29 protein-coding genes are annotated in these 26,625 nt (G+C 42.8%); 20 read left to right on the top strand and 9 right to left on the bottom strand.

Going from position 1 to position 26,625, the window contains the following annotated elements; translation table 11 throughout:
- Positions 1-270: 270 nt before the first annotated feature.
- From gmtX to E8Q33_RS12215, 4 genes are all read right to left on the bottom strand, one after another.
- Positions 271-963, bottom strand: coding sequence for a gamma-mobile-trio protein GmtX (gene gmtX, locus E8Q33_RS12230; protein ID WP_136555044.1), 693 nt, complete (start codon positions 961-963; stop codon positions 271-273).
- Between the two features lie 3 nt (positions 964-966).
- Positions 967-3,864 carry a VPA1269 family protein gene (locus E8Q33_RS12225; RefSeq protein WP_136555042.1) on the bottom strand — a complete coding sequence of 966 codons (2,898 nt, stop codon included), beginning with the start codon at positions 3,862-3,864 and terminating at the stop codon, positions 967-969.
- 1 nt (position 3,865) lies between these two features.
- Positions 3,866-5,368, bottom strand: coding sequence for a site-specific integrase (locus tag E8Q33_RS12220; protein ID WP_136555040.1), 1,503 nt, complete (start codon positions 5,366-5,368; stop codon positions 3,866-3,868).
- A gap of 249 nt (positions 5,369-5,617) precedes the next feature.
- On the bottom strand, positions 5,618-6,142 hold the full coding sequence (locus tag E8Q33_RS12215; RefSeq protein WP_136555038.1) for an ankyrin repeat domain-containing protein: 525 nt from the start codon (positions 6,140-6,142) through the stop codon (positions 5,618-5,620).
- A 179-nt stretch (positions 6,143-6,321) separates the two neighbouring features.
- Between E8Q33_RS12215 and E8Q33_RS12210 the strand changes: the two genes are divergently transcribed.
- Positions 6,322-6,495 (top strand): YqaE/Pmp3 family membrane protein, encoded by a 174-nt coding sequence (locus tag E8Q33_RS12210; protein ID WP_136555036.1) that lies wholly within the window; start codon positions 6,322-6,324, stop codon positions 6,493-6,495.
- Positions 6,496-6,588: 93 nt separating this feature from the next.
- Here the strand turns inward: E8Q33_RS12210 and E8Q33_RS12205 are convergent, their stop codons facing one another.
- On the bottom strand, positions 6,589-6,729 hold the full coding sequence (locus tag E8Q33_RS12205; RefSeq protein ID WP_069294922.1) for an entericidin A/B family lipoprotein: 141 nt from the start codon (positions 6,727-6,729) through the stop codon (positions 6,589-6,591).
- Between the two features lie 437 nt (positions 6,730-7,166).
- Between E8Q33_RS12205 and E8Q33_RS12200 the strand changes: the two genes are divergently transcribed.
- Genes E8Q33_RS12200 through E8Q33_RS12190 form a run of 3 tightly spaced genes read left to right on the top strand, consistent with a single transcriptional unit; the run spans position 7,167 to position 9,569 of the window.
- Positions 7,167-7,640: a FecR domain-containing protein gene (locus tag E8Q33_RS12200; RefSeq protein ID WP_245652164.1), complete on the top strand. Its 474-nt coding sequence runs from the start codon at positions 7,167-7,169 to the stop codon at positions 7,638-7,640.
- Positions 7,637-8,203 carry an OmpA family protein gene (locus tag E8Q33_RS12195; RefSeq protein ID WP_136555034.1) on the top strand — a complete coding sequence of 189 codons (567 nt, stop codon included), beginning with the start codon at positions 7,637-7,639 and terminating at the stop codon, positions 8,201-8,203. The genes E8Q33_RS12200 and E8Q33_RS12195 overlap by 4 nt, the downstream gene beginning before the upstream one ends.
- A gap of 16 nt (positions 8,204-8,219) precedes the next feature.
- On the top strand, positions 8,220-9,569 hold the full coding sequence (locus E8Q33_RS12190) for a TolC family outer membrane protein (RefSeq protein ID WP_136555033.1): 1,350 nt from the start codon (positions 8,220-8,222) through the stop codon (positions 9,567-9,569).
- 48 nt (positions 9,570-9,617) lie between these two features.
- Here the strand turns inward: E8Q33_RS12190 and E8Q33_RS12185 are convergent, their stop codons facing one another.
- Together E8Q33_RS12185 and E8Q33_RS12180 are read right to left on the bottom strand one after the other, a co-directional pair.
- On the bottom strand, positions 9,618-11,744 hold the full coding sequence (locus tag E8Q33_RS12185) for a molybdopterin-dependent oxidoreductase (protein WP_136555031.1): 2,127 nt from the start codon (positions 11,742-11,744) through the stop codon (positions 9,618-9,620).
- A 236-nt stretch (positions 11,745-11,980) separates the two neighbouring features.
- Complete coding sequence (locus E8Q33_RS12180) at positions 11,981-12,595, bottom strand: cytochrome b (protein ID WP_136555028.1); 615 nt, start codon at positions 12,593-12,595, stop codon at positions 11,981-11,983.
- 314 nt (positions 12,596-12,909) lie between these two features.
- Here E8Q33_RS12180 and tpx point away from each other — a divergent pair, with 314 nt between their 5' ends.
- The 6 genes from tpx (at position 12,910) to E8Q33_RS12150 (ending at position 18,737) form a co-directional block, all read left to right on the top strand.
- Entirely contained in the window at positions 12,910-13,404 is a 495-nt protein-coding gene (tpx, locus tag E8Q33_RS12175) for a thiol peroxidase (RefSeq protein WP_136555026.1), read from the top strand.
- 142 nt (positions 13,405-13,546) lie between these two features.
- Positions 13,547-14,194: a hypothetical protein gene (locus E8Q33_RS12170; RefSeq protein WP_069296972.1), complete on the top strand. Its 648-nt coding sequence runs from the start codon at positions 13,547-13,549 to the stop codon at positions 14,192-14,194.
- Between the two features lie 146 nt (positions 14,195-14,340).
- Positions 14,341-14,805 (top strand): (2Fe-2S)-binding protein, encoded by a 465-nt coding sequence (locus tag E8Q33_RS12165; RefSeq protein WP_136555024.1) that lies wholly within the window; start codon positions 14,341-14,343, stop codon positions 14,803-14,805.
- Entirely contained in the window at positions 14,802-17,120 is a 2,319-nt protein-coding gene (locus E8Q33_RS12160; RefSeq protein WP_136555022.1) for a xanthine dehydrogenase family protein molybdopterin-binding subunit, read from the top strand. The genes E8Q33_RS12165 and E8Q33_RS12160 overlap by 4 nt, the downstream gene beginning before the upstream one ends.
- 64 nt (positions 17,121-17,184) lie before the next feature.
- Positions 17,185-18,114, top strand: coding sequence for an XdhC family protein (locus E8Q33_RS12155; RefSeq protein ID WP_247870088.1), 930 nt, complete (start codon positions 17,185-17,187; stop codon positions 18,112-18,114).
- Between the two features lie 8 nt (positions 18,115-18,122).
- Complete coding sequence (locus E8Q33_RS12150) at positions 18,123-18,737, top strand: NTP transferase domain-containing protein (RefSeq protein WP_136555020.1); 615 nt, start codon at positions 18,123-18,125, stop codon at positions 18,735-18,737.
- 3 nt (positions 18,738-18,740) lie between these two features.
- Here E8Q33_RS12150 and E8Q33_RS12145 read toward each other — a convergent pair whose 3' ends face one another.
- Complete coding sequence (locus E8Q33_RS12145; RefSeq protein WP_069296967.1) at positions 18,741-19,472, bottom strand: Crp/Fnr family transcriptional regulator; 732 nt, start codon at positions 19,470-19,472, stop codon at positions 18,741-18,743.
- Between the two features lie 295 nt (positions 19,473-19,767).
- Complete coding sequence (locus E8Q33_RS12140) at positions 19,768-19,932, bottom strand: DUF1328 domain-containing protein (RefSeq protein ID WP_136555018.1); 165 nt, start codon at positions 19,930-19,932, stop codon at positions 19,768-19,770.
- Between the two features lie 213 nt (positions 19,933-20,145).
- Between E8Q33_RS12140 and E8Q33_RS12135 the strand changes: the two genes are divergently transcribed.
- The 10 genes from E8Q33_RS12135 (at position 20,146) to E8Q33_RS12090 (ending at position 26,609) form a co-directional block, all read left to right on the top strand.
- Positions 20,146-20,331, top strand: a complete 186-nt coding sequence (locus E8Q33_RS12135) for a hypothetical protein (protein WP_136555016.1) — start codon at positions 20,146-20,148, stop codon at positions 20,329-20,331.
- Between the two features lie 93 nt (positions 20,332-20,424).
- Complete coding sequence (locus E8Q33_RS12130; protein ID WP_069295797.1) at positions 20,425-20,694, top strand: YqjD family protein; 270 nt, start codon at positions 20,425-20,427, stop codon at positions 20,692-20,694.
- Between the two features lie 46 nt (positions 20,695-20,740).
- Positions 20,741-21,175 (top strand): phage holin family protein, encoded by a 435-nt coding sequence (locus E8Q33_RS12125; RefSeq protein WP_069295798.1) that lies wholly within the window; start codon positions 20,741-20,743, stop codon positions 21,173-21,175.
- Between the two features lie 74 nt (positions 21,176-21,249).
- The gene (locus tag E8Q33_RS12120) at positions 21,250-21,606 is read left to right on the top strand and encodes a hypothetical protein (protein ID WP_069295799.1); all 357 of its coding nucleotides are present in this window, start codon (positions 21,250-21,252) and stop codon (positions 21,604-21,606) included.
- Positions 21,607-21,646: 40 nt separating this feature from the next.
- A complete protein-coding gene (locus tag E8Q33_RS12115; RefSeq protein WP_069295800.1) occupies positions 21,647-21,838 on the top strand; it encodes a hypothetical protein in 192 nt (63 codons plus the stop codon).
- 128 nt (positions 21,839-21,966) lie between these two features.
- Positions 21,967-23,352 carry a sodium:solute symporter gene (locus E8Q33_RS12110; protein WP_136555015.1) on the top strand — a complete coding sequence of 462 codons (1,386 nt, stop codon included), beginning with the start codon at positions 21,967-21,969 and terminating at the stop codon, positions 23,350-23,352.
- A gap of 48 nt (positions 23,353-23,400) precedes the next feature.
- Positions 23,401-23,661, top strand: a complete 261-nt coding sequence (locus E8Q33_RS12105) for a hypothetical protein (protein ID WP_136555013.1) — start codon at positions 23,401-23,403, stop codon at positions 23,659-23,661.
- 32 nt (positions 23,662-23,693) lie between these two features.
- On the top strand, positions 23,694-24,014 hold the full coding sequence (locus E8Q33_RS12100) for a hypothetical protein (protein WP_069295803.1): 321 nt from the start codon (positions 23,694-23,696) through the stop codon (positions 24,012-24,014).
- A 279-nt stretch (positions 24,015-24,293) separates the two neighbouring features.
- Positions 24,294-25,379, top strand: a complete 1,086-nt coding sequence (locus tag E8Q33_RS12095; protein ID WP_136555011.1) for a TolC family protein — start codon at positions 24,294-24,296, stop codon at positions 25,377-25,379.
- A 3-nt stretch (positions 25,380-25,382) separates the two neighbouring features.
- Positions 25,383-26,609 carry an efflux RND transporter periplasmic adaptor subunit gene (locus tag E8Q33_RS12090; protein ID WP_136555009.1) on the top strand — a complete coding sequence of 409 codons (1,227 nt, stop codon included), beginning with the start codon at positions 25,383-25,385 and terminating at the stop codon, positions 26,607-26,609.
- The last annotated feature ends 16 nt before the right edge of the window (positions 26,610-26,625 follow it).

The following is a 26,625-nucleotide window of genomic DNA, read 5'->3' as shown; positions in this document are numbered from 1 at the left end:
GGCTGCAGGGTCTGTTCAACTGCACCACGTTTGAACTCCGGACTGTATTTTCTTCTCTTCGACATAAACACTCCTTTTGCCCATTATCAGGCTTCTTTGAAGTGTCCGCAAAATCGGGGTAGAACCCGGCGAATATAATAAGATTATGTTATTCATCTCTCATAATAAATCAAAAGGATCTCCTGGAATTGCCATAATGAAGCTCATTTCATAAGTTTCGCGAAACGGCCTTTCTCTACCTTATAAGATTATGGCATCAGTAATATTAGACTAGTCTCCACGATTGTAGCTATTAAGAATTTTAATGATCGCTTCTCTAAAGCCGAAGTCAGTTATTGCAGTCTCTTTTGGAATTGGCTTTTTCGAAATTCCTCTTCCATCATCATCAAAGTAAACAAAGGGGCTCGAGTTTATAAATCCTTCAAGATTGTCTAAGTCATGTTTATCAAGAATGATCTTTTCAGCCGCTTTACTACCAATGAGGTTCTCCGGGACACTTTGTATGAAGTTCATATCCTTAATCTGTTTCAACATATCGTTCTGCTTTCTGAGCCCTCTTGTTTCTGCTAGCATCAGAGATATTCTGTACCTTAGGGCAGGGTCTTTAATGGAAGATAAGTCTTCATCCGTGACAAACTCTTTGCCTCCTGCATTCTGAGTAGAGATGTTAACCGGTGTTTTAGAATTGCTTAGCTCAGAATATTCTTGCCATAGCTCCAATAATGTTCTGTATGGATTTTCAACGCTTGTCTTGTTGTAAATGCTTTGCGTAGCAATTGAAAAGCCATTGTTTGTCATTTCTCTTGAGATTGTTGTTGCTTTAAGTTGGGCTTTTAGCTTGACGAGCCTTTCACAGACATCACTAAATGCTTTTAGCTTAGAACGTTTTAAAGGTGAATAATTGGTGAAGAATTCTTCTAGTTTATTATCAATTTCTTGCTTTTTTATATTTGCTTCATTCACTGATTATTCACCTTCAAGACTTATAAAGTTATTGTCACTAAATGGGTTAGAAAGCCCATTTTTTAACTCTTTACCAATTCCAAGTTGTTCCAAGGTAATACTATTAGTTTCAAGCGCATGTAGTTCTTTTTGAGAAAGCTTCATTGTTAGATACTTGCTTGCCATATCACTCGCCATCTCCTTCTCCTTCTTACTAAGTGGACTCAGAGTTATAGGAGCCATACCAATATTAAACATGACTTGATCTAAGAAATGATTTCGCCTCATTTCAACCTCTTCATCCTTAATAAATGGATAGTGCCTGCTAGCTTGAACAAGGAAATCATTTTTAGTAAATTCAGCAACTTCTAGCCACTCATCTTTATCTCTTGAACCAGTATCGAGCATTGCAGGAAATGATTCTTCCGTATAGTTTTCCGATATTAACTCTTTGACCTTTTCTAAAAGTATGGAACCGGCGTGAGCATTGTTAAGAATCATATCAAGATCCCTAGTCTTCTTATCTATAAGTGATTCATGTTGTTTTATATTAGAATTAAGCTCTTGGGTTATTGCTGAAGCACCATGCTCTTTCTTTATTACATATCGCTCTTTTAGCAATGCGTTATATTTATCATCAATCTCAGCTAACTCTTTTGATTGCTTGTGGGCATCTGCAAGGTCTTTATTTACTTTTAGCCAAAGCGGGGCCAAAAATGGTGCCCCTGTAATGAAGAATCTGCATCTGACACAGTTGCCACTTCCTCCGGGCACCATCCCAAAGGTTGTTCCTCCATGCCTGTCTTGTCTTATTGGCTCACCACCAATATCGCACAGAGTACCTGAGTTAGGACAAGTGCCTATTTGGCGATTTTCGAACATGGTAGAAGTTCCATTCATCCATACATTTTTCAATGTTTCTTCATGATTAAATGCTGAATACTTGTATACATCATCCCATGCATCCTGTTTTAAAAAATTATTAAAGTTTCCCTGTTCTTCTCTTTCTGATTTTAACCTTGCAGAATTAAGTATTTGTGTTATGTGTGCAGAGTGAAACTTCACATAATGTAAGGTGTGAAGAACGACGGCATGTCCGGCAACGATTTTAGATAAAACTTCTATAGGAACTCCTGCTTCAAAAAATGCAGTAATACCTGTAGCCCTTAACCCATGAGGGGTGAAAACTGATTTGTTTGGATGTTTTCCGCTCCACCCAAGAGTGATTTTTATATCCTCACCCTGAGCTCTGAGCCGTGTTTCAAGTTCATTCATAAGATAATGCCAAAACTTAAACAATAGATAGTCTGCAGGTGGCGCCTGATTTGAAAATTGTTGAGCCTCATTGTTACTCGGGGAACGAAAAAGATAAAATCTATCTGGTATCGAATCTTTTACTCTTTCAGTTGGATTGTCAGAAAATGTATTAGAAGGCAATGATCGATAAGAGGTGGGTCCGACAATTGGATTATTAGCTTCTTGCCATTCTCTCATTTCATTTATGATAGAAATAATATCAGGGTTGTGCCATTTGATTGTATAACCAGAATCAGAACCAAAACCCTTGTCTTTATCTTGAGTCTTGTTTGTGTTGATATAGAGAACCGTAGATTCTTGTTTGCCTGAAAAATCTCTTCTAATTACGCCTCGGCCAAATTTTTCTTTGTAATTAGTAGACCAGTAACTTGAATTATTACCCGAGTTTGGAATCCATTTTTCATTCTTAAAATCCCATACATAGTCATCACCTTCACCAGAATCCAAAGCGGCAGCCTGGATTTTACGTATGGGGATTTCTAGCATTAGTCGATATAAATGAGTGAATGTAGGATCCCAAACCATTCCCCCATCCTTCTTAAACCATGTCCAATCCAAGCTTTTAGGCCAGGCGTAATCATTTTCTGTCAATATAGTTTTTAGAAGTTGAACCCATTTGGTTGGGAGAATGTTCTTGACTGTTTCAAAATGTTTTTCCCCCTTTACTCGAGTTCTATTGATCTCGAAGAGAGCTGCACTTGAAAATAAGGGCTTTGGCATAAACACAATATGACTATCTTCGAAATTAGCGGAATTATCTCTAATTAACCACTCTGTAAACTCATAAGCTATCGTTGCATATTGTCTCTTGTACCTTTCATCCAATTCATTTTTTGAGCGCTGATTTAGCCAAGCCCAATAACACTTTCTCTTATCATTTGAAAGAAAAACTAAGGGCTCGGAAGTTTCATTCATTTCATCCAAGAACGTAAGAAAGTAGTTAATCGCTGTGTTATGGGAACGTATATTTTTTATATTTAAAGTATGCTTCCAGCTCTCATAAAGAGTAATCCAAGTAGCATAGATACCATCTTTCTCTTTCCAGATTTCAGCAGAGGTACTTTTTTGATTCCGATTAGATCCTTTAACATTTATATTCAGAGAGTATCGAGTATTCGAGTTGGCTGAAATAACCCCTTTAAAATGTCGGACAGGAGTTATCATTCCTTCTTTTAATCCTTCTCTTGGTGCTAAACTTGAATTAACGATATTGTTTTGAATATCTTTCCATATCTCAATTGGAAAATCTCTGATGGTTTTTAGCCCGTAATATTTCAAAACTAGGGCTGCAAATCTCACAGTATTATTTTCATATGAGTTTATAGAAGTTGGTTTTCCGCTTTTGTAATTGAGAAGCTCTTTGTTCTTTAATGTGTCGATAACCTCTTTTACGAATCCATACTCTGTATCTCTAATTCTGATAAATATATTCTGTTTTTCTTTATGATTAAGGTCTCCATAAAAAACTAATAAGTCTCGTATTGGGTATTCGTCATCCTTTCCATCATAAAAAGCCCTAAGTCCCCTCACTGAATCGCAATCCAGTTTGTCAATAAATAAAAAAACTCGCCAGTTAGTTTTTTTAATTTGGGATCCATGTATCACCTTATATACTTTCCAGAACTCGAATTGTCTCTGATGAAATTGTTAAGCATTGACCTGACTCGATCTTCTCTTTTGCTTTATCTAATGCCATAAAAATTTCATCAGAGTCGGGTTCAGTATAGATGGATTGAGAGAGAACGCTTCTATGTCGAAGGCATTTTTGAACAGACTTGTCATCAATACCCAGTGACTTCAATGCTTTTGCATAGTAATGTCGCATTGAATGTGGGGTTGTCCCATAATACTTACCATACTTGATGTTATGTCCATATAGTCTATTTAACCTTGAATAAGCTCTTTTTAAAGCCTCTTCATACGAGCTGATGCTATATGGAGCACCAACATCTCCATTCCATTTATTTACGAAAAGAAATGGATGATCGAAGCCACCCTTTATTTTCCTAGAAGTCATCATCATCGGTCGAAAGTGCTTCATATAGATGATGTATAGCTCTCTAAAAACATTTTCTGCAGATGGATGTATCCAGAATATTGCCGCCTGCATATTTGAATCAACGGCTAAGCTTTTCCAACCAGCATGGTATGAACCCCGCGCTTGGTTGTGGTTTCTAGGAAACAGTCCTCTTTCAGCCAGGTATTGATTTCGCTTAATATTTTTTTCTCCCACCATGAAGGTGAGTGAGTCAGAGGGGTGTCGCAATAAGACTTTTGTTGAGCCGTCTAACTGCGGGATTACATCGTTAAACCAGAGGTGCATGGGCTCTGAAACACGTGTTCCTCCAAAAGCTAATAGGAGGGTGACCAGCTTCGCCGTAATATCTTCACGCTCCCATGGAATATTTGATGAGGGATCAACTACAAATCCATCTTTCATTAATGCTGTCAAAATGTTATCAGGCATTCTTTTTATTTCATTGGGTTTGGAAGCTGTTCTTCCAAAGTCCATGATGTTTTTAGATGCCTCTAGGGCTAGTTTTTTTGCGTGATCTTCTGTTCTGATGAGATGTCCAAAAAAGCTAAATGACTTCGCCATGGCAGCTTGATGAAGGTAACTTAAATAACTTATTTCTGATAAAGGTTTAGTGCTGTTAACTGTAAAACCTTGGCTAATCAAATCATTAGCTTCACACCAGTTCGTGAAATACTGAATCTTACTCATGTATCTTCTTGCATTCCTAGCAGATGTGGGAGGCCAATATAAACCTTGTATTACTGTATCTCCTGTTACTGGATCTACTGTGCCATTTTGTATAGCTAACAAAAACTTAACTATTACCTCTCGATAACTAAGACTTATTTCCTCAGCTATGAATACGGCTTGGCAAAAATCATAAAATAAACCCAGCGCCCTTGAATGATCGCGCATCCATGTCTGCGACATGTTCGGGTGTTGCATAAAGAAAGTAATAAGGCTTTGAACCAGCGCAGGCTTTTTATCTACCTCTATATATAGAGCAGGTACGGTTAACCCCAAAACCCCTTGAATGGATTGAGTAACAATAACGTGGTTTTGAGGAACAGGTGCTAGCTTTGATGTAGCCATAATTTAATTATAGTAGGTTATGGTAGTATCTTTATTATGGCATAAGCACATTGTCAAGCAGGCTAAAAATCATTAAATACTCATGAACAAATAAAACTTAGGTTATTTAACGGTAACAAGTGGTAACTTCTTGCTTACCCCTAAAAAGAGCAGGAGACTCATAATCCCTTGGTCCCAGGTTCGAGTCCTGGTGGCCCACCAATTAAATTAAAACCCCAGTATTGTTTTCAATACTGGGGTTTTTTATTTTTATCTCACCGTCGACAATATTTGAATACTATCCTGGGCGTTCATATTGTGAGCGAGTTTAAGCGCTGTCATACCGTCATCGGCTGATAAATCTGGATCGGCCCCATTATCTAAAAGAAGTTGCAAGACCTCAGCTTGATTGAACATCGCAGCAAACATAAGTGGTGTTTTACCGTCTGGGGTCACAGCATTGACGTTGGCACCATGTTCTATAAGAATTTGCGCGATAGTTGTATAGCCTTTAAAAGCTACTCCAGCAAGCGGTGTTTGATGACGTAAATTGGCTAATTCAGGATCAGCACCGTGCTTTAATAGCAATCTTGTCATTTCTTCATGACCATTGTAGGACGCGAGCATTAACAGGCTGTTACCATTGCTGTCTCTAAGGTTCGGCGCCAAACCCATTTCTAGTGGTTTAACTAAGGTTTCAGTATTTCCCTGTCGGACCAGCTCAAATAGCTTTTGTGCCATCTCCAACGTTTCATTATCTAGTGTGGGATATTGATTTTCGTTTGGCCTATCCATTTCGTTTCCTAAAATGTTGATTTATGTGTACTTAAAACAACTAATTGAGTTGGGGGAAGACACAAAAGATCTAGGCGATCATCCAGAGTAAACACAGGTTAAAGAATAATATTGAGCGATGCCTATAATGTTTTCGTGACATAAATTGATAATAACTAAATAAATAAAAGGTAATTACCATGGCTTTTACCGCAACAGACCCAATTAAAATTTTATTCGCTATATTATTTCCACCATTAGGTGTGTTTCTTGAAGTAGGTTTTAAAGGACATTTTTGGCTAAGTATTCTGCTAACCTTACTGGGCTTCATTCCAGGCATCATTCATGCCTTGTATGTGATACTCAAGCATTAAAAGGCCTTGACTGTAAAAAAGCCCTGCTTGAAAAACTTCAGCAGGGCTAATTGTTTGACTAAACTACAATAGCAACAAGGCATTGCCTAACGATTAGTAGTTTTTATTTTCTCTTGCAGATTCTTCTACAGCGCCACCAGCGGCTTCTACATCTCTGCCGGCACCTTCAATAGTGTTGCAGGCTGTTAAACCTAGGATAAAAAACAAAGATAAAAATGCTGCTATAAGTTTCATGCGGGTTTCCTTAAATAAATGAAGTTTGATTTAAAAGACCGGAGCTAATGTCCAACCTAATCGTGCGTGCTAAGGTTAAAAATTAGAAAATAAATCAACCTTATCGATAAGCACGACATTTTTTATTATTTTAGCTTCACCCTAGATCTATTTATGCCGATAATTTCAATAACAGTCAAACTGAAGCAAATAATTTAGGTTCCGATAACTGCATCTTCATAAGCCATAATTTGGTTCAAACACTTTTTTGCGTTTAAGGATGGTCAAGCTGAAAAAAACGTGACAAAGTTGTCTTTGTCGTTGGTGATTACATTTACCACGTGTTTTAATGTAATAGTTAAGGTTTTATTTCGTCAGATGCCATGCAATGATGGTTTTAAGGCTTATTGAAAATAAAACTTAAAATGATATTAGTCTGGTTTAACCAATGGATGGTTATGAAGAATATGATGTCCAAAAAAATAGTTTTAGCGCTATTTCCATTATCTTTGTTGTTTCCCACAGCAATATTTGCGCAAAGTGTGGGAGTTGTAAAAACAATGCTCGGAAAAGTGCAGCTGCTTCGCGCAGAAGGCGAGCTAATAAACTTGGCTTTAGGGGATGAAGTTTTTATTGCTGATAAGTTGCAGACCAAACAAAATAGCAGCGTAGGAATTTTGTTTAGCGACGATACCCGTATTGGCGCAGGACCTGATACCAGTTTCTCTATTGATGACTATCAGTTTGATAGTAAAACGCAATTAGGGCGGGCTGATTTATCTCTAAAAAATGGCACTTTGGCGGTTGTTGGTGGAAAGTTAGCCGCGAAAGATTCACAATCCGTTAAAGTACATACCCCAACGTCAACGCTGACAGCTACATGCTCAACATTATCGGTTAAAGTCGATCCACTTACTAAAGAAGCGCCATGATGCTGACAAATATATTCCGAACTATATTTTTATTAATAATTGTAACCGTAGTGTCTGGCTGTAGCGGTTATAGCAGCGCGGTCAATACACTCGGGCCGAAAACACCTACTTCAGAAATGCGCGAGCAAATAGAGGCACCTGTTGAGTTAGCCGAGGGTGAATCGCCTTTCTGTGCCCTACCAGTTGAACCTGAACCTGAAATGGAGCCGGCAATCGCGGCATTGCCACGTGAGCCTTATCGAGCGCGTTTATATTTCATTTTTGATACCAGCACTTTCACACCGGAATCGGAAATAGCTGCTCAAAAAGTATTTGATGAAGTAAGAGCCAGACAAATTGCTGAGGCGATAGTTATCGGACATACTGATACGATGGGTTCTGAAGAATACAATATTGGTTTGTCAGAGCGTCGGGCCGAACGGGTTCGCCAAGAGCTTATCCGTCGCGGCATTCCCGAAAATATTATTACTACCAAATGTATGGGCGAATCAGAGCTGTTAATCGAGACTGCCGATGAAGTTGCTGAAGTAAGAAATCGACGTGTTGAAATAGACGTTCGCTGATTGGAGTGTTAGACAGATGAACAAACAATTTAAATTATTGGCGCTTTGCACTTCTCTATTTACAGGCATAACTGCATTTCATTCACCGGTTATGGCGCAGACTTTGGTTCAAGCCGTCGAACAAACGATTCAAAGCAACCCGGAAATTCTGGCCGAAGCTAATCGACGTTTGAGTGTTGATAAAACAATTGATCAAGCTCGAGCAGGTTATGCTCCGCGAGTTGATTTGAATCTTGGCTATGGTCGCGAATATACCAAGAATCCCGCTACACGCCCTGGCAGTGAAAGTTTGACACGAGGTGAGGCGAGTATTACAGCCAGACAAATGCTCTACGATGGTTTTTATACAAAAAGTGAAGTAGACCGCACCACGGCTTCTGCCGACTCTGCAGGATTTGCGGTGACGGATATATCCGAGCGGCGAAGCCTACAAGCAATTGGCGCTTATCTGGATGTACTGCGTCGTCAGGATCTTTTAAAGCTGACCCAAACCAACCTGGAGTCACACCAAACCATATTTTCCCAGATCGAGCAACGCTCTGAGAGTGGTGTTGGTCGTCGGGCAGATGTCGATCAGGCACAGGCTCGATTAGCGTTGTCACAATCTAATCTTGAGTCGCAGATCGGCAATGTCGAAGATGCCAGAACCAACTTCCAGCGGGTAGTTGGAACTATGCCGGAAAACATCACTAATCCCGGTGATGGCTGCTGTGACCAAGCTCCAGCAACATTGGATGATGCCGTTAAAATTGCTTACAACCAACATCCTACTCTGCGTACAGCACTAGCGAACCATGAAGCTTCGTTGGCACAGGAAAATGCAGCAAAATCAGCTTTCCATCCACGTGTAGATCTGGATTTAGGCGCATCAGCAAATAACAATCTGGATGGTGAGCCGGGCCATGACAAAGGACTTTATGCGATGTTTCGCCTGCAATATAACTTGCTGAACGGCGGAGCAGATAAAGCTCGGATTGAACAAATTGAACATTTAAGCGAGCAGCAAAAAGAACTGATTAATCGTGCACAACGTGAAATCGAGTTGGATGTTCGTTTAGCCTGGAATGCGCTTGAAAATGCAGAACGCCGCTTACCGGGCCTAAAACAACGGGTTGAAGCAGCTGAGAAAACTCGCGAAGCCTATGCGGCTCAGTTTCGTATTGGTCAACGTACGCTGCTGGATTTACTCGACAGTGAGAATGAGCTGTTAAGCTCAGGAATTGCCTATACCGAAGCATATTATGACCGTATTTATGCATGTTATTGGCTGATGCAGTCTATGGGTAAATTGTTGGAAACAATGGCTATAGAGCAGCGTGAAGAAGCATTAACCGTTGCCAGTCAAAACAACGAAGCTACACAATAAAAGTAAAGGACGGATAACTTAATTATCCGTCCTTTTGTTTGGTTTGCTCTATTGAACGATCCGCTCTACTTGTACCAGATTATCGGTAAAAGTGGGGGCATGTCCCATATCAACAAACTCTGCAGAACTAACGCAGTTCACGGTGCCATTATTACGCTGACGCCAATAACCTAAAGTTGCCACCACAATGCCCGGGCCCACATCTTCTGTGATCTGAGCTTTAGCATCAAATCCTCCCCGATCATTAAATACCCGAACATTATCACCGTGCTGAATTTGCCGTAAATCTGCATCTGCAGCACTAATCATCACGAATTGATCACCTTGCGCTTTAAGTTTGTTATCCATATTGGCGTAACAGGAATTTAAAAAACCATGGCTTTTCGGTGAAATAATATTTAACGGGAATCGTTTTGCCAGCTCAGGGTTTGTCTGTGGGGTTTCTCTTGAAGCCACATAATCTGGCAGGCTATCCAGTGGTTCACCTGGCTGAAAACCGTCATACATTTGTCTGAAAGGTCCGGCAACAAAATTGGTTGCATCATCAATCCGGAAATGACACTTACCACTAGCCGTTGGGAAATTACCGGCTTTGTGGGGCGCACGATTGTCTTTTGTACCAACATTGAGCCGTGCATAACCATGTTCACGCAGGTAGGCTAAATCAATGCCCTCACAGGCCGGAGAGTCCCAATCAACATAATTTTCCAAACATTCACTATCCGTCCATTTGAAATTTTCTTCTTCATAACCCATTTTCGCGGCAAGACGACGGAAGATTTCGTTGTTAGGAAGGGCTTCACCCGGCGAATCAACACATTTTGCATTATAAGTGAGGTAGAGATGCCCCCAGGACAACACCATATCTTCCAGTTCAGCGCCCATTGAGGCAGGCAAGACAATATCGGCAAAAGAAGCGGTATCAGATAGAAAATGCTCGGCTGAAACCAGAAACAAATCATCGCGCATCAGCCCGGCCACAATTTTGTCTGTTTCAGCTGCCTGAGTAACCGGGTTGGCATTCCAGCACATCATGGATTTGATCGGAATATCCAGATCCATTTCATTGGTTAACGCTCGACCAATCTGAATCGCATTGATGACTCGAGTACCTTCCGGAATCAAATCCGGGCGACAGATAACATCAAATTTATAAGGGTGTTCCCATACTGGGAATTGTAATGCACCGCCACCAACATGCCGCCATGCTCCGACCAGAGCCGGTAAACAGCTAATTGCTCGAATTGCTTGGCCGCCACCATAGTTACGCTCCAAAGCCACACCAAGACGAATAGCAGCTGGTTGGGTGGTAGCAAATTCCCTAGCAAGTTGGCGAATGTCGTGAGCGCTTACTCCGGTAATTTCTTCTGCCCATTCTGGAGTTCTTTGTTTAGCTCGCTCGGCTAATTCAGTAAACCCAATGGTATAACTATCAACATACTCCTGATCCTGCAAGCCTTCTTCAATAATGGTGTGCATCATCGCCATCGCCAATGCACCATCGGTTCCTGGTCGAGGACTGATATGCCAATCTGCTTCTTTAGCTGTTTTGGATTTATAAGGATCAATCACAACGACTTTGGCGCCACGCTTCTGGGCCTCTTTAACAATATGCCAGTGATGCAGGTTAGTGCTGACGGAATTACAGCCCCAAATGATGATGTATTTTGAATGAATAAAACTTTCAGGATCTACGCCTGCAGTTGGCCCAACAGTTAACAGCCAGGCTGTACATGAGCCTTCGCCACAAAATGTACGTTCGCAGACGGTGGCACCCATTTTGTTAAAAAATGCATCGCCACCATTCAGACCGTGAACCAAACCTTGGTTACCGAGATAACTGTAAGGAATAATGGCCTGAGGACCATATTCATCAATAATGGCTTTCCAGCGATCAGTAATTTCCGTTAATGCATCATCCCAACTGATTTGCTCAAATTGACCGCTGCCTTTCGGTCCAACACGCCGCATGGGATGTAAAACACGTTCGGGATGATAATGACGTTTTTCGTAGTCTTTGAGTTTGACGCATAAGCCACCTCGCGTCATAGGATGTTCAGGGTTGCCACGAACCGAGATCAGTTTGCCATTTTCGACTTCGTAGACCATCGAACAGGTGTCAGGGCAATCATGTGGGCAACCGCCGTGATGAGTGGTTTTCAGTACGCTGGCCATAGATGTTGCCTCCCGAATTCATCGTAAACAAGATTTTTCGACTATACACCAGACAATAACGGGAATTTTGCCCGTCGTAATAAAAAACAACCTCTGACGTATAGCAAATTGTTTACATTGGAGATTTCACGCTAATTTAAATTTTGTGGTCTAGAGAATTTTAGTTGAAGCAGAGTGAGCGAATTTTGATTTGAAGTCATTCGCCACCATTGAACGGTGGCGAATGAAAACATCAATTAATCTTGGCGAGTCATTCTGTGCAAAGTGCCATCACGTAATACATATTGATGATAAAGCGCCGCACCGATGTGTAATACAAACAGGGCTACCAATACGATTCCCCCAACAATTACATGAAAATCCTTAAAAGGCTCTCTAGCATCGCGCCAAGCCTCATCTGAAATGCCAAAACCATTTACTACAATTGCCTGAAAAGCCTGGGTATCAGAAAATTTGGGTATCAATTCAAAAGCTATCGGAGTGTTGTAGAAAAATTCATTACCAAGTCCCGCAAAGATATAACCGGTGATTGGCATCAACAACAGAAAAACATAGAACAGTCTATGCGTCCAGCGGGCAGAAGCTTGCTGCCAGGCAGGCCCGGCCACAGGATCGGGGCTATTATTCGTCAATTTCCAGATCAATCTAAGTATGACTAAAGTGAAAAGGTAAAAACCCAAAGACATATGGATCTGTAATGCCATTGAACTTGGTGGTGTTCTTGGTTCAGTAAACCAGGCCCGGTAATAGATGGCGATGTAAGTCGCTAAAATTAAAAAAGCCATTATCCAATGTAGCCATTGGGCTACCTTGCCGTAACGCTCACGGCTATTTCGTAAGTTATCAGCCATTCTCACTCCTTTATTTGTTTTAATTGAGATTAAGGTAGGTTTTGGGATGTTATCCTACTATGAAGATGGTTTTTATCACGATGAGTTCCCCATTAAATAAACCTGCCGAAAAATATAGGTCATTGATTTTGTTTAGGTAATAAATTTAGAAGGTGTTTGGGTGGTTTATTTCAGCCACTTTTAGAGATTAAATCACGCAAGTGATTTAAAAAAGCTGCGAAATATTTTTCATCAGCGGCTTAAGCGAATTTGACTTCTAGTCGCTTGGGTGTAGGCTCGCTGATCTGTTTGAAACTAAACTCTGGAGAAACATCATGGCAACAGTAACATTGAAAGGTAATGCTTTTGAGACAGTCGGCAATTTGCCAAAAGTGGGTGATAAAGCACCTGACTTTTCGGTGGTCAAAGGCGATTTATCAGATTTGAATTTGGCAGATATAAAAGGCCGGATTGTTCTAAACATTTTTCCATCTATTGACACTGATACCTGTGCAATGTCCGTTCGTCAGTTCAATAAAAAAGCGACGGCAATCGAGAATACTTCGGTCATTTGTATATCAAAAGATTTACCCTTTGCTTTAGCGCGTTTCTGCGGGGCCGAAGGTCTGGAAAATGTTGAGGTAGGTTCAGCCTTTCGTTCCAGTTTTGGTGAAGACTATGGCGTGACAGCCAAAACTGGACCCTTGAAAGGTTTGTTATCACGCTCTGTCGTTGTTATCGATGAAAATGGTAAAGTCATTTATACCGAGCAGGTCGCAGAAACTGCTGATGAACCTGATTATGAAGCAGCATTAAACGTTTTGAAGTAATTACCTTGCGTGCTTAAAACTGATAAAACCCGGCATTTAAGCCGGGTTTTTTATGGGTGACATCAACTATTTTCGAACATTTTTTGCGATTTTCTGTCCCACAACGTATTTATAGCACTATCTCGGTCAATGATTGGGTGATATGGATACATTAGATCAACTTTTTGCATCAGTGGCAGTCATTGCGGAGTTTCATCCAAAGCTGAAAGCGATTCGCTTTTGGCAGGACAGCAAAACCTTGCAATATCATTCGGCAGTTATTTTTTTTGACAGAACATTAGCGCCGCGTGAAGAGTTGGAGGCGGATATTGCCAATATTGCTACACAGTTAGCCTCCGCGGCATTGCCAGATTATCATGCGTTTTGCGTAGATCTGGAGCATTTGTTCAATGGTGCTCAGCCCTCCGGACCAATAAGCCATTTATCCGATGTTGATTGGCGAACCTTTCGCAAAATTTCTTCTTATGCGCAATATTGGAAACAGCGAAACCCTCGTGAAGTAAATAAGCTGATTACCTTTGTGATGGCCGTCCCCGTTTTCAGTCGATTGGCTGGTCAGCTGATAGTACAAAATCATAACGTCACGGAAAGCCAGATCTTTGAACAAATCACCCAACAACATGGATCTTTTGTTATGGGGGGTAAACGTTTTCGAGAATTGTTTCGCCAGGAAATCGATACCGCTTATAACGAAGCCAAGCTGTTAGTCTCTACCTTCAGGGGCACAAAAACAGAGGGTGCTGCACGGATTGTAAATGGTATGGTTGAATCAATAGTGACTAGATCATAGTTCAGCAAAATTTAGACCATGACATTGGCATTTTTTGTTATAATGTAAATGTCCTTAATCAAACGATAATCTTTAGCTGATAGCGTTATCAGCTACAAATGGGCCAGAGTAGGCCTTTCAGTTTTAGATCACATAGGAACAGCACAATGAAATTATCGATCAATGGCGCAAGTCATGAAGTCAATTTGCCTGAAGAAATGCCGATTCTTTGGACCTTACGCGATGTGCTGGGCTTGACCGGCACTAAATTTGGTTGTGGTAAAGCATTATGTGGTGCTTGTACCGTGATGCTCGACGGACAACCCATCCGTTCATGCTCCACCCCAATTAGTGCAGCCAAAGATAAACAAATCACTACGATAGAAGCGGTCAGTGAAGATAAAGTTGGCCGCGCGATACAGCAAGCCTGGGTGGAGCTGGGAGTACCCCAATGTGGATATTGTCAGTCAGGCCAAGTGGTTTCAGCCACAGCTTTGTTACGTGCTAATAGCAACCCCAGTGATACGGATATTGATAATGCGATGAGTGGCAATATCTGTCGCTGTGGCACCTATAACCGGATCCGTGATGCCATAAAATTGGCTGCCACTAAAAGTGGAGACGCACAATGAATAAGCCCCTTAAAAATGAAACTTTACAAACTGAAATCACCAATATCAGTCGTCGAAATCTATTGAAGGGTTTTGCATTAACCGGCTTTGTTTTAGCGGTGGGTATGCCGTTTGTCGGTTTTGCAGAAGGTGAAGAAGCACCCAAATATGGTCGCGACGCCATGCCAAATGGCTGGGTGGACAATCCTTTGATATTCGTAGCAATTGCTGAAGACGGTACCGTGACTATCGTTTCTCACCGATCAGAGATGGGGCAAGGCGTGCGGACCAGTTTACCAATGGTGGTTGCTGATGAACTTGAAGCAGATTGGGGTCGAGTAAAGGTTATTCAGGCACCAGGTGATGAAGAACGTTACGGCAATCAGGATACCGACGGATCACGTAGCGTAAGACACTTCTTTATGCCGATGCGTAATGTCGGTGCTGCTGCCAGAATGATGCTGGAAGCGGCTGCCGCAGCACATTGGGGTGTGAGTGTTGACGAGGTGTTTGCTGAAAATCATCAAATCAAGCACCGCCCTTCCGGTAAAACGCTGGGTTATGGTGAGTTAGCGAAAGCCGCTTCACAACTAGATGTGCCAGAACGGGAAAAACTGCAGTTAAAAACTGCGGATCAATTTCGCTATATCGGCAAACAATCCACCAAATTAATTGATGGTGAGGACATTGTCACCGGCAAAGCAATTTACGGCATAGATATTCAGCTGGATGGCATGGCGTATGCCGTTATTGCTCGCCCGCCAGTTTATGGCGGCAAAGTTAAGTCATTTGATGATAGTGAGACAATGAAGGTCCCCGGTGTGATTAAAGTGGTCACATTGAAAGGTAGTCCGCCACCGGCAATTTTCAATCCTTTAGGTGGGATTGCCGTTATTGCAGAAAACACCTGGGCTGCAATGCAAGGTCGTGAAAAACTGAAAATAGAGTGGGATCATGGCGAAAACGTCAGCTACAACTCTGACGAATATCGCCAGAAAATGCTGGAAGCGGGCTCAAAATCTGGTGGCAAAGTGCTGCGCAGTACCGGCGATATTACTAAAGCCATGGAAACTGCCGATAAGACCTTTAAGGCAGATTATTACGTCCCGCATTTATCTCAGGCTCCGATGGAACCTCCGGTTGCTACAGCCCGAATTCAGGATGGCAAATGTGAAGTCTGGGCACCGACACAGGCCGCTCAGGCAGGCAGAGATACCGTTGCCAAATGGCTTGATATGTCATCGGATGATGTTACCGTCCATGTCACTCTGCTGGGTGGTGGTTTTGGGCGAAAATCCAAACCTGACTATCTGGTCGAAGCCGCTTTATTATCAAAAGCGATGGATGGACGAGCAGTTCAGGTGACCTGGAGTCGTGAAGACGATTTGCATAACGGTTATCTCCACACCGTTTCGATAGAACATCTTGAAGCCGGGGTAAACGAGCAGGGCAAAACCACTGCTTGGCTGCATCGTACCGTTGCCCCATCGATATCTTCAACTTTTGATGCTGCTTCGGAGCATCAAATGCCGATCGAGCTGGGCATGGGGGTGATGAATATTCCCTTTGCCATCGATAATATTCAACTGGAAAATCCTGCCGCCAAAGCCCACACCCGTATCGGTTGGTTCCGTTCGGTAGCCAATATTCCCCGAGCCTTTGCTATCCAATCGTTTATCGCTGAAATGGCCAACGAACTGGAACAGGATCACAAAGCATTTTTACTGGAACTGATTGGTCCAGCCAGAAAAATTGATCCGATTGAACTGAAAGATGAGTGGAACTATGGCGAGTCACCGGAAGCTTATCCGCTGGATACCGGAAGATTACGCCGGGTGGTGGAAGCTGTCTGCGAAAAAGCCAATTGGGGACGTGATTTACCAGCTGGTAGAGGATTGGGATTGGCGACACATTACAGCTTTGTTACCTATACGGCGGCAATAGTTGAGGTTGAAGTTTCTGAAGATGGTGATTTAAGCATTCCGAGAATCGATATTGCCGTGGATTGTGGCCCGCAAGTAAATCCGGAACGGATCCGTTCGCAAATGGAAGGTGCCTGCATTATGGGTGTCAGCCTGGCAATGGTTGGAGAAATCAGTTTTAAAGACGGGGCCGTACAAGAAGATAACTTTGACGGTTATCAAGTCACCCGAATGAATGAGTCTCCCCGTGAAATTCATGTGCACTTGTTACCATCGGAAGATTTCAACACACCATTAGGCGGCGTAGGCGAACCCGGTTTGCCACCAATAGCACCGGCTTTGTGTAATGCCATTTTTGCTGCGACAGGCAAACGTATTCGTGACTTGCCCATCCGTTATCAATTGGAAAGCTGATTATGGACAGTGTTGATTTATCGGTTTTTAAAACCTGCAGAAATGGTTGGAAACCGATTTGAACGTGTGGCTGGTAACCGTGGTGAAAACCTTCGGTTCCAGCCCTCGTCAACCGGGTGCACTATTGGTGCTCAGAGAAGATGGTGTGTTAGTTGGCTCGGTTTCTGGTGGTTGTATCGAAGATGATCTGGTAGATAAAGCCCAGTCAGGAGAATTACCCACCCAGCAGGCAAAATTAATGGTTTATGGGGTGACCCGCGAAGAAGCACAACGCTTCAACCTGCCGTGTGGTGGAACACTGAAATTGATTATCGAACCGGTCAAAAACACCGTTTGGGTAGATGAAATACTTAATGCTATTAACAATCATCGCTTGATAAAACGAGATTTGCAGCTTGCTTCATTACAAACCCAGTGTAGCGATGCCAAAGTGACTGATCCGACAGTGCAAATTACCGATCAGCAACTCTCCGTTGTGTATGGCCCGAGATGGCGTTTATTGATTATTGGTGCAGGACAGACTTCTGTGTATCTGGCGAATATGGCACAAGCGCTGGACTATCAAGTTTCTGTGTGTGAGCCGCGTGATGCGATGATTGAAAGCTGGGATGTGCCGAACGTAGAGCTGCTCAATATGATGCCGGACGATGCTGTGTTGGCGATGCAGCCTGATGCACACACGGCTATTGTAGCTTTGACGCACGATCCGAAACTTGATGATATGGCGTTGTTGGAAGCACTGAAATCTGCTGCCTTTTATGTTGGTGCTTTGGGCAGCAAAAAGAACAATGCCAATCGCCGTAAACGTTTGGCGATGTTTGATTTATCTGCAGGCGAAATTGAGCGTTTGCATGGCCCTGTTGGCTTGCCGATTGGCAGTCGCACACCACCGGAAATAGCTATTGCTATCTTGGCTGAGCTTATTGAATTAAGACGCATTCATCTTGTTAAGGCCGTAAATGAGACTGCTGAAATTCAATCAGTTTGTAGTTGAAATCAACGATGTCTGAACCGGCAGGGATTATTCTAGCCGCTGGCATGTCTTCCCGCTTCGGCTCAGACAAATTGTTGTATGAGTTAACCATCGAGGGTGACTGTCAGCCGCTGATCCAACACACTCTGCAGTCATGGTTTTTGTTATTTGATGAAATATCTGTCGTTATAAGAACGGACACACCGCCGTTACGACAAACCATTATGGACTTTGCCGAAAAACAGCATAAAAATATTAACCTGATTGAATGCCGCGATGCTGCTCTGGGGATGGGGCATAGTCTCAGTGCGGCTATCAAGGCCAATTCTGAATCGAGTGGTTGGATGATTGGGTTGGCAGATATGCCATTAATCCCATTTTCAGTGCTGAATCAGGTATATCAAAATCTGAAATTGGGCGCCCTGATTACGGCCCCCTATTTTGATGGACAGCGTGGCCATCCTGTTGGGTTGAATCGTCTGTACAAAGATGAGTTGTTGGCACAGGAGGGTGATTCTGGTGCCAAAAAGCTGCTTCAGCGCGATGCTGAATTCATCCAAAAAGTCGACACTAATCAATCAGGTGTATTGATAGATATTGATTGTATGCAGGATATTAATCGAATAGAAAAAAGCAGCAGATAGTAATTAGTCTTGTCTGGCCCAGTTAGAATGGCTGTCTAAATAATTGCGATCAAAACCGGATATTTCAATTAAGCCATCCAGATCAAGAATATGAATATCGCCGTTATTAGACTCAAGCAAGCCTTGGTCACGCAATACTTTAAAGGTTCGGCTGACATGTACGGAAGATAAACTTAAGGTGTCGCCAATGATGGTTTGATTCATCGGCAGCACGAACTTGTCGGTATCAACGTTCAGCCTGACTTTCATTTCCACAATAAAATGCGCCAGTCTCTCTACCGCACTACGACGGCCTATATTTATGACTCGTTCAATGAGCATTGATTGTTCACGAGCAAGAATTAAAAAGAATAAATCCGTCAAGCGTGGTGCTTGATCAAAGATCTCCGTCAAGCGCTGTCGTGGAAACGGGCAGGCTTTCACTTCCGTCAAAGTTCGAAACTCGGAAAGGTTTCGATCAAAACTGATTTCTCGTAGACCAAGGATTTGCCCTGGCAGAAAAATATCCAACACCTGGCGCTGGCCATCTGCAAGGGTTCGGGTCGCGCAAGCCCAACCTGACTGAAGTGTGAAAAACCGTTCAGCCTTTCCACCTTCAATTGCCATGGGTTGATCGGCCTCATAACTACGAGGATCTTTTTCCAATGCCTTCAATAGGTTGATTTCATGTTCATTAAGATCAGCAAATTTTGAAAATTGATGAACAATACAACTGTCAGGCAAAGTTGAACTCATAAGCGTCCTTTAATATCCACAAAGAAATTATGATGGTGATGAAATATACCCCGGAAAAATCCGAAGTCAATCTAATATATATAGCCACCCAAAAAAAAGACACCATCCGAGAATCGGACAGTGTCAAAGGTAACCATTTAAATTATTTTGAACGGAATCCGTCAAAATAATATAAATGGTTGGGGTGAAGGTTATTTCATTTTCATCTGGTATCAATAACTGAATAATCTTAGGATCTAAGCATTTTTAAGTTATTGTTGATTTATAAATTTAATTAATTAAAGGTGATTTATTTTTATAGTGGTGGTCTGCGGCCGGTAATAAAAAATATGAGTGCGAGTACTAAACCCACAACAAATAAAATCCAGGCAATGCTGCTAGCTGTACCTGCAACACCTGTTAAACCTAAAGCACCCGCAATAATTGCAACGATTAAAAACGTTAACGCCCAACTAATCATGGTATGTCCTTGTTAAAGTTGATGGGAATTACACGATAGGACGATTATAAAAAAAGCTCCTTAACACAGGTTAAAGCGAAATTTAGATTAAAAAGATAGCTTGGGAGTACACTTGTTAAAGTGAATTAATAAATGTTTAAGCAAGATTCAATTAATCAATTGCAGTTCTGCATTCTGACATCAAAACTTAATGATTTAAGAGGAAGATAGAAAATGATAAACAAAACTGATTCAAATCCATTCCGGTTTTTATGTAAGATTTTGCTCATGACATTCGCTATTTCTAGTGTTGGATTTATCACTGCGTGTGATGATAAAGGTCCAGCAGAAGAAGCGGGTGAAGCAATTGATGAAACAGTTGAAGATGCTGGCGATGCAATTGAAGATGCCACAAATTAAACGATTGAAGTAATCAGCTTAATCCTATTGTCACATTTTAAGCTGCCAAAAATGGCAGATAATTTTGTTCTAAATTTTCAAGGAGATATTTAAATGGCTACGGCTCAAACAAATCAAGAACTTCAAGAACAATTAGATACTTTGCGTAAGGACTTTGCGGAAGTTACTAAAACACTAAAAGACATGACGGCAGCCTATGCCAAAGAAAGCCAGGATCGTGTCAAAGTTGCAGCAGGTCATGCTCAGGATCAAGTAAAAGAATCATTTACTAAAGTTCAAGGTGAAGTCGAAAGTCATCCTTATAGCAGCATGGCGGTTGCTTTCGGTATCGGCCTGGTGATTGGTAAAATTCTAGATCGTTAAAAGGCCCTTTGCGGGGTAAGATGGAATTAAGTAGCAGGAGATAAACATGGGCTGGCGTTCAAGAGTACAAATTAATACCGTGGCATTAACGGTAGCAACACTGTTAGGCATATTTGCACTCGGTTTCGCTGGTTTTGCTATTTATCTCGCCTTGCTAGTTCATTATCCCCCCAATATTGCCGCTGTCATTACGGCAGGGGGGTACGCCTTGGCAGCCATTTTGGTGATGCTAATCGCCAGATTTGCTGTATATCGCACAAAAGTAGCCGCACCGGGATTGGAGCGCTCCAGATCGCCGGATGTTGACGATTTGGAGAATGTTCTTCAGTTGGTGATCACACCAGCAATTACAAAAATGATTCATCAGCATCCTGGAAAATCAGTAATGGCGACTTTACTTGCAGGGTTAGTTGTTGGTTACAATGACGATACACGTAATGCTGCAAAAAGCGTTTTAAAACGTTTTTTTGAAGAAAAATAATGCTGAAATGCTCGACAAATTAAGCTGAAATTCGGTTGTTAGCATTCAGTTAATTGAAGGTAGGCAGGTGTACCGTGGGAAAAAAACTGAATCGAACCGCAGGTAAAACGCGGATTGAGACTTTGCAAAATCAGCGCAAGGAAAGAATCGCTAAAGCAGGTCTGTTGCTTGAACGGTGGGGACAGCAAGAAAGAGTCCCGGTCTCAGATGAAAATGAATTAAGTGAAATTGATCCGGATTTTATTGAAGATCAAATGACAGCAGAAGTGCTTAGCTCATTAACCGCAGAACAGATGCGTATTGTTCGTCAGCATTGGTCGGCGGGCCATTCGGCTGCTGAAATTGCCGAGATGGAAGAACAACCTCGAAATGAAATACGGCAGATATTGGGATTTGTTGTCGAACAAGTTGCCGATAAAGTTTTGAAATAAGCTGCCGATAACAGCTTTAATTAGTATTAGGGAGTCGATTATGGAAACAACAAACGTTGCTGCAATGGCAACCCAGTTGTCAGTACAGAACTCTGCCCAACAACAAATGGTCGCAACGCTGAAATTAACTAATGATCAGATTGCTGCCCAAGGTCAGGCAGTAATGAAGTTATTGGATGCGGTTCCAATGCCCCAAGGTAATTTGGGTAATGTTATTAACGTAAAAGTCTAATGACCTAACAAACACTTTTTACAGAAGAATTATCTCAAACCACCCCAGTCTATGTGCTCGGGTGGTTTTTTAATGTCTGAAAAACACGTAAGCTTCGACTAGCCCCTAATTACTCGGACAAACTAAATATGGAATCCTTGGTTGTAATCGTCTACCTGATCTTTGTGTTACTGATTGGATTATGGGCTGGGCGGGGCATCAAAACCATGCACGATTATGCCTTGGCAGGAAAATCCTTTGGCACGCTGGTGATTTTTGCAACCTTATCCGCTTCGTTTATCGGCGGCGGGTTTTCGATGGGTAATGCCGAAAAAGTATTTCTGGTCGGTATCAGTAATATTGTGGCTTTGTGGGGCTTCAGCATAAAAGAAATTCTGGTCGCCCGCTATATAGCACCGCAAATGATGCGTTATCCCAATGCTATATCCGTAGGCGATATCATGGATGAGCATTACGGCAAAGAAGCGCGACTATTCAGTGGTGTATTTTCTTTGGCCTTATGTGCTGGGATTCTCGGTGCCCAAATTGGCGCAATGGGTTATGTATTTAACCTGTTTCTCGATGTCGATCGAGTTTGGGGTGTACTGATTGGGTGCGGTATTGTTATTGCTTATGCAACAGTCGGCGGTATGCGCTCGGTTGTCTGGACCGATATTATCCAGTTTATTGTGCTCGCCATCGGTATTCCGATGACACTGTACTTTGGTTTGCAGCATGTCGGTGGCTGGCAGGCCATGCAAACAAATTTACCGGAAGCTCATCTATCTTTACCAACGGAGCCATTAGCCATCATTGCCCTATTGTCTTTGTTTATGACATTTATGTTGGGCGAGACATTGGTGCCCCCCTATCTACAACGTTTATTAATTGGTAAAAGCAGTAAAGATGTTATCCGTGGATCTTTATTAAGCGGCTTATTTTCAATTCCGTTTTTTGCCGTCACTGGTTTAATTGGCTTGGTGGCTCTGGTCATGCAGCCAGCTTTAGACGCCAACTTGGCGATGCCTTATGTTATTCAGCAGGCAGTGCCTCCAATACTGCAGGGTATTGTGGCGGCGGCGATCGTGTCGATCATCATGTCTTCGGCAGACTCGTTTTTAAATTCCGCTTCCATTGCCTTCAGTAACGACATCGTCAGACCATTACGAAAAAATCCATTAACTGCAAAAGCAGAATTATTGCTGGCGCGAGTGGTCACATTGCTGGTGGGTATTGCGTCGATGGTCTTCGCTTTGTCGATTGATAGCGTGATTGATATTTTGATTTACGCGTATAACTTCTGGGCTCCGACGGTTTTGGTGCCGTTAACAATGGCAATTCTCGGCTGTTATGTGAGCCGTAAACGGTTTATTGCAGGAGCCGTTGCCGGAATCGGTTCTGCCATCGTCTGGAATGTGATTTTGCAACAACCCTGGCAAATTGATGCATTAGTGATTGGATTCTTTGCTAATCTGATTGCCTTTACCAGTGTGGATAAAGCTGCAGCAAAAGCAGCCAAACTGGCTCGTAGTTAATGGTTTTTGAGATTATCAGTAAGGTAATTTCTTTGTGAGGAAAAACAGATGAGAATATCGACATCACGTTTTCACCGACTGCTGGCTTTGCCGATATTCGCTGTATTAACTAGCTGTGCTGCCTATAGTGTGGTCAATAGTGACCGGTATTCCGGCTCATCCAGTGCAGTACCAGCCGAATATATTCCTTCACCGGGATTCTGTCGTATCTGGTATAAAAACCGTACTCCGGAACAACAGCCGGCTCAAGGTGACTGTGACAAGCTTAAACAGGATGTACCCGATAATGCCGTGCTGTTAAAAGGCTGACTTTTATCATGTGTTTAAGCTAAGATTTATCCATGACTTTACGACTGCGTATGCTAACTGCTGTATTTGTTATCATCAATTTATTGATGGTCAGCGGTGTGACTGCGTCAGTGGCTCATTTGCCGGACGATCATTATTCAGCCCATTTGAGTATCGTGCATAGTCATGCAGATCACGGACAACATCACGACAACATCGATCATGATCATCAGTTGCACCTGCATCTGATTGCTGATTTAGTCAGTTTCACTATGATTCTTCATACTCTGACTGCGGACGCTGTCAGCCGAACCAGTAGCAGTCAGCTGGTTACCTTGTATTATTCGCCGCTATTACCACCCCCCAACGCTTAATTCCATAACGCTTTAAACAACTTAATGTTTTGCTGCCGGCTTTTCAGCTGGTGGTGCTATGGAGTTCATCATGAATTATCAAACGAATTTTTTCGCTAACAGGCTATCGATCTGTCCGTTACTGTTAGCTTTGACACTGTGGGCTATGCCTGCAGGGGCAGAAAACCAGCCGAGTCTTAATCTTGCAACGGCGATCGAACGCACGTTACTGCAAAGCCCGCAACTGCAACAGTTTCCCTATCAGCAACGGGCACTTGAAGCACAGAAACTGCAAGCCGCTTGCCGCCTAATCCACAACTGCAGGCCGATTTGGAAAATGTATTGGGTACGGGGCAGAGCCGTGGTCTTTCCGGTGCAGAGTTAACGCTATCGTTAAGTCAGCTTATTGAAATGGGCGATAAACGCCAGAAACGTATTGATTTGGTCGATGCAAGCTCCAGCCAGTTGCAGTACGAGTTTGAGCGCCAACGTCTTGATACCTTATCGGATGTCACGATGCGTTACCTGCAAGGGCTGCGTATTGATGCCTTATTGAGCTGGAATCAACGCCGACTGCAGATTGAACAACAGGCTTTGCAGATCATTAAGCAGCGTGCCGATGCCGGTGCTGTCGGTCAAGCCGATGTATTACGAATGCAGCTATTGCTGGAGCGATCAGAATCCAGAGCACAACAGCTGATTGGCGAACGGCAGATGGCCTATCAGCAATTGGCAGCTAGCTGGGGCGAGGAGGTTGATTTTTCGCGCCTTCAAGGACAATTACAGCAACTGCCAACATTGCCGCAGCGCGACACTCTGGAACAAGCCATCAGTCAATCACCGGCGTTTTTACAAAGTCATGCCTTGATTCGCTTACGTGAAGCGCAGTTACGTCTCAGTGAAGCACAATCCAGAACAGACATTACTCTGGGTGCTGGAATAAGACGTTTAGAGGCTGCCAATGACAATGCTTTGGTTTTCAGCTTCTCCATGCCTCTGCAATTCCGGGATCGTAATCAAGGCAATATCGCTGCCGCTCATGCGGAATATGAAGCCGGCGTTTTGCAGCAACAGCTGACGCAAACCGAATTACGCATGGCATTGCTGGAAATATATCAGGCCATGCGTAATAACCAGCAACAGGTGGAAAGGCTGCAACAAACGCTTATTCCTCTTACCCGTGAGCTGCTTAAACAAACTGAAGCAGGTTACCAATCAGGGCAATACAACGTACTGCAGTGGGTGGATGCACAAATCGAATCCTTCAGCGTTGAACGTGACTTAATCGAAGCCCAAACCGCGGTGCATTTACAGTTACTCGAGCTGGAACGCTTAACCGGCATACCGCTTAGCCGTTCAATATTTACAGCCAGTTATCAGGAATAGCCCATGAAATTCATAACATTATTATTTAGTCTGCTATTGCTGCCATTGTCGATGGCAATAGCTGCACCGGCCCACGATCACGCCGATTCACATGATCATGAAGAACCTGTGGAAGGACCGCATGGTGGCCGTTTATTGGAAAGTGGTGAGTTTTCGTTGGAAATCACATTTTATGAACAAGGTGTGCCGCCGGAACTGCGGGTTTATGCATTTGAGCAAAATAAGCCAGTTGATCCTGAGCAAGTCGAGTTGATGGTCACGCTGGTTCGCCTGGATGGTGAACAGAATATTATCGACTTTGCTGCTGAGGCCGATTATCTCGTCGGCGATACTATCGTTGAGGAACCACATTCGTTTGAGGTCGTGGTTGAGGCGGAATATCAGGGACAGTCCTATCACTGGCATTACGATAATTTTGAGGGTCGCAGTGAGATTAGTGATCGTTTGATAAAGCTGTCGGGCATTGAAACCGAAAATGCCAGTCCGCAAACCTTATCGATTTCCAATGCGTTATATGGAGTGGTCACGCTGCCCGAAGATCGTCAGTACCGCGTGAATGCGCCATATCCAGGGATTATTGAGTCAGTATTAGTTAAAACCGGCGACAAGGTTAAAAAAGGCCAGGTTTTATTGACAGTGCGTAACCAGGCCACCCTGCAAAGTTATTCGATTACTAGCCCGGCAAACGGTGAAGTGACTCAACGTAATGCCAATGCCGGTGACCATAGTGATATGGGAAACTTGCTGCAAATCAGTGATTTATCCCGGGTTTGGGTTGAGTTATCGATGTTTCCTGCTGATATCGAACAGCTTAGGGTTGGACTGCCGGTTCAGGTAAATGATTTACATCAGCATGAATCAGCCGAAGGGACCATCAGTTATATATCGCCAAAAATGACTGCTGGCCATATCGCCCGTGCGCGCGCTGAAATCGGTAATGCCAAGGGCAATTGGCGACCGGGAATGCATATTAATGCTGAGGTGATGGTAGAGCAATATCCTGCAAAACTCGCCGTTAAACGCAGTGCCATTCAGAGTTTTCGTGATATGCCGGTGGTGTTTGTCCGTTATGGAAATACCTTTGAAGTCAGAATGCTGACTCTTGGTAAACAGGATGCTGACTATGTCGAGGTGCTTTCAGGCTTAAAACCCGGCAGTGAATATGTGACAACAAATAGTTTTCTGCTCAAAGCGGAGGTGCTCAAGGCGGGCGCCACCCATGATCATTAGGGCCTATTTATCTATC

The sequence above is a fragment of the Methylophaga sp. SB9B genome, assembly GCF_004832235.1.
Classification (GTDB): domain Bacteria; phylum Pseudomonadota; class Gammaproteobacteria; order Nitrosococcales; family Methylophagaceae; genus Methylophaga; species Methylophaga muralis.
Note: the sequence above shows the minus strand (reverse complement) of the source record. Positions and strands in the feature narration are given on the sequence as shown.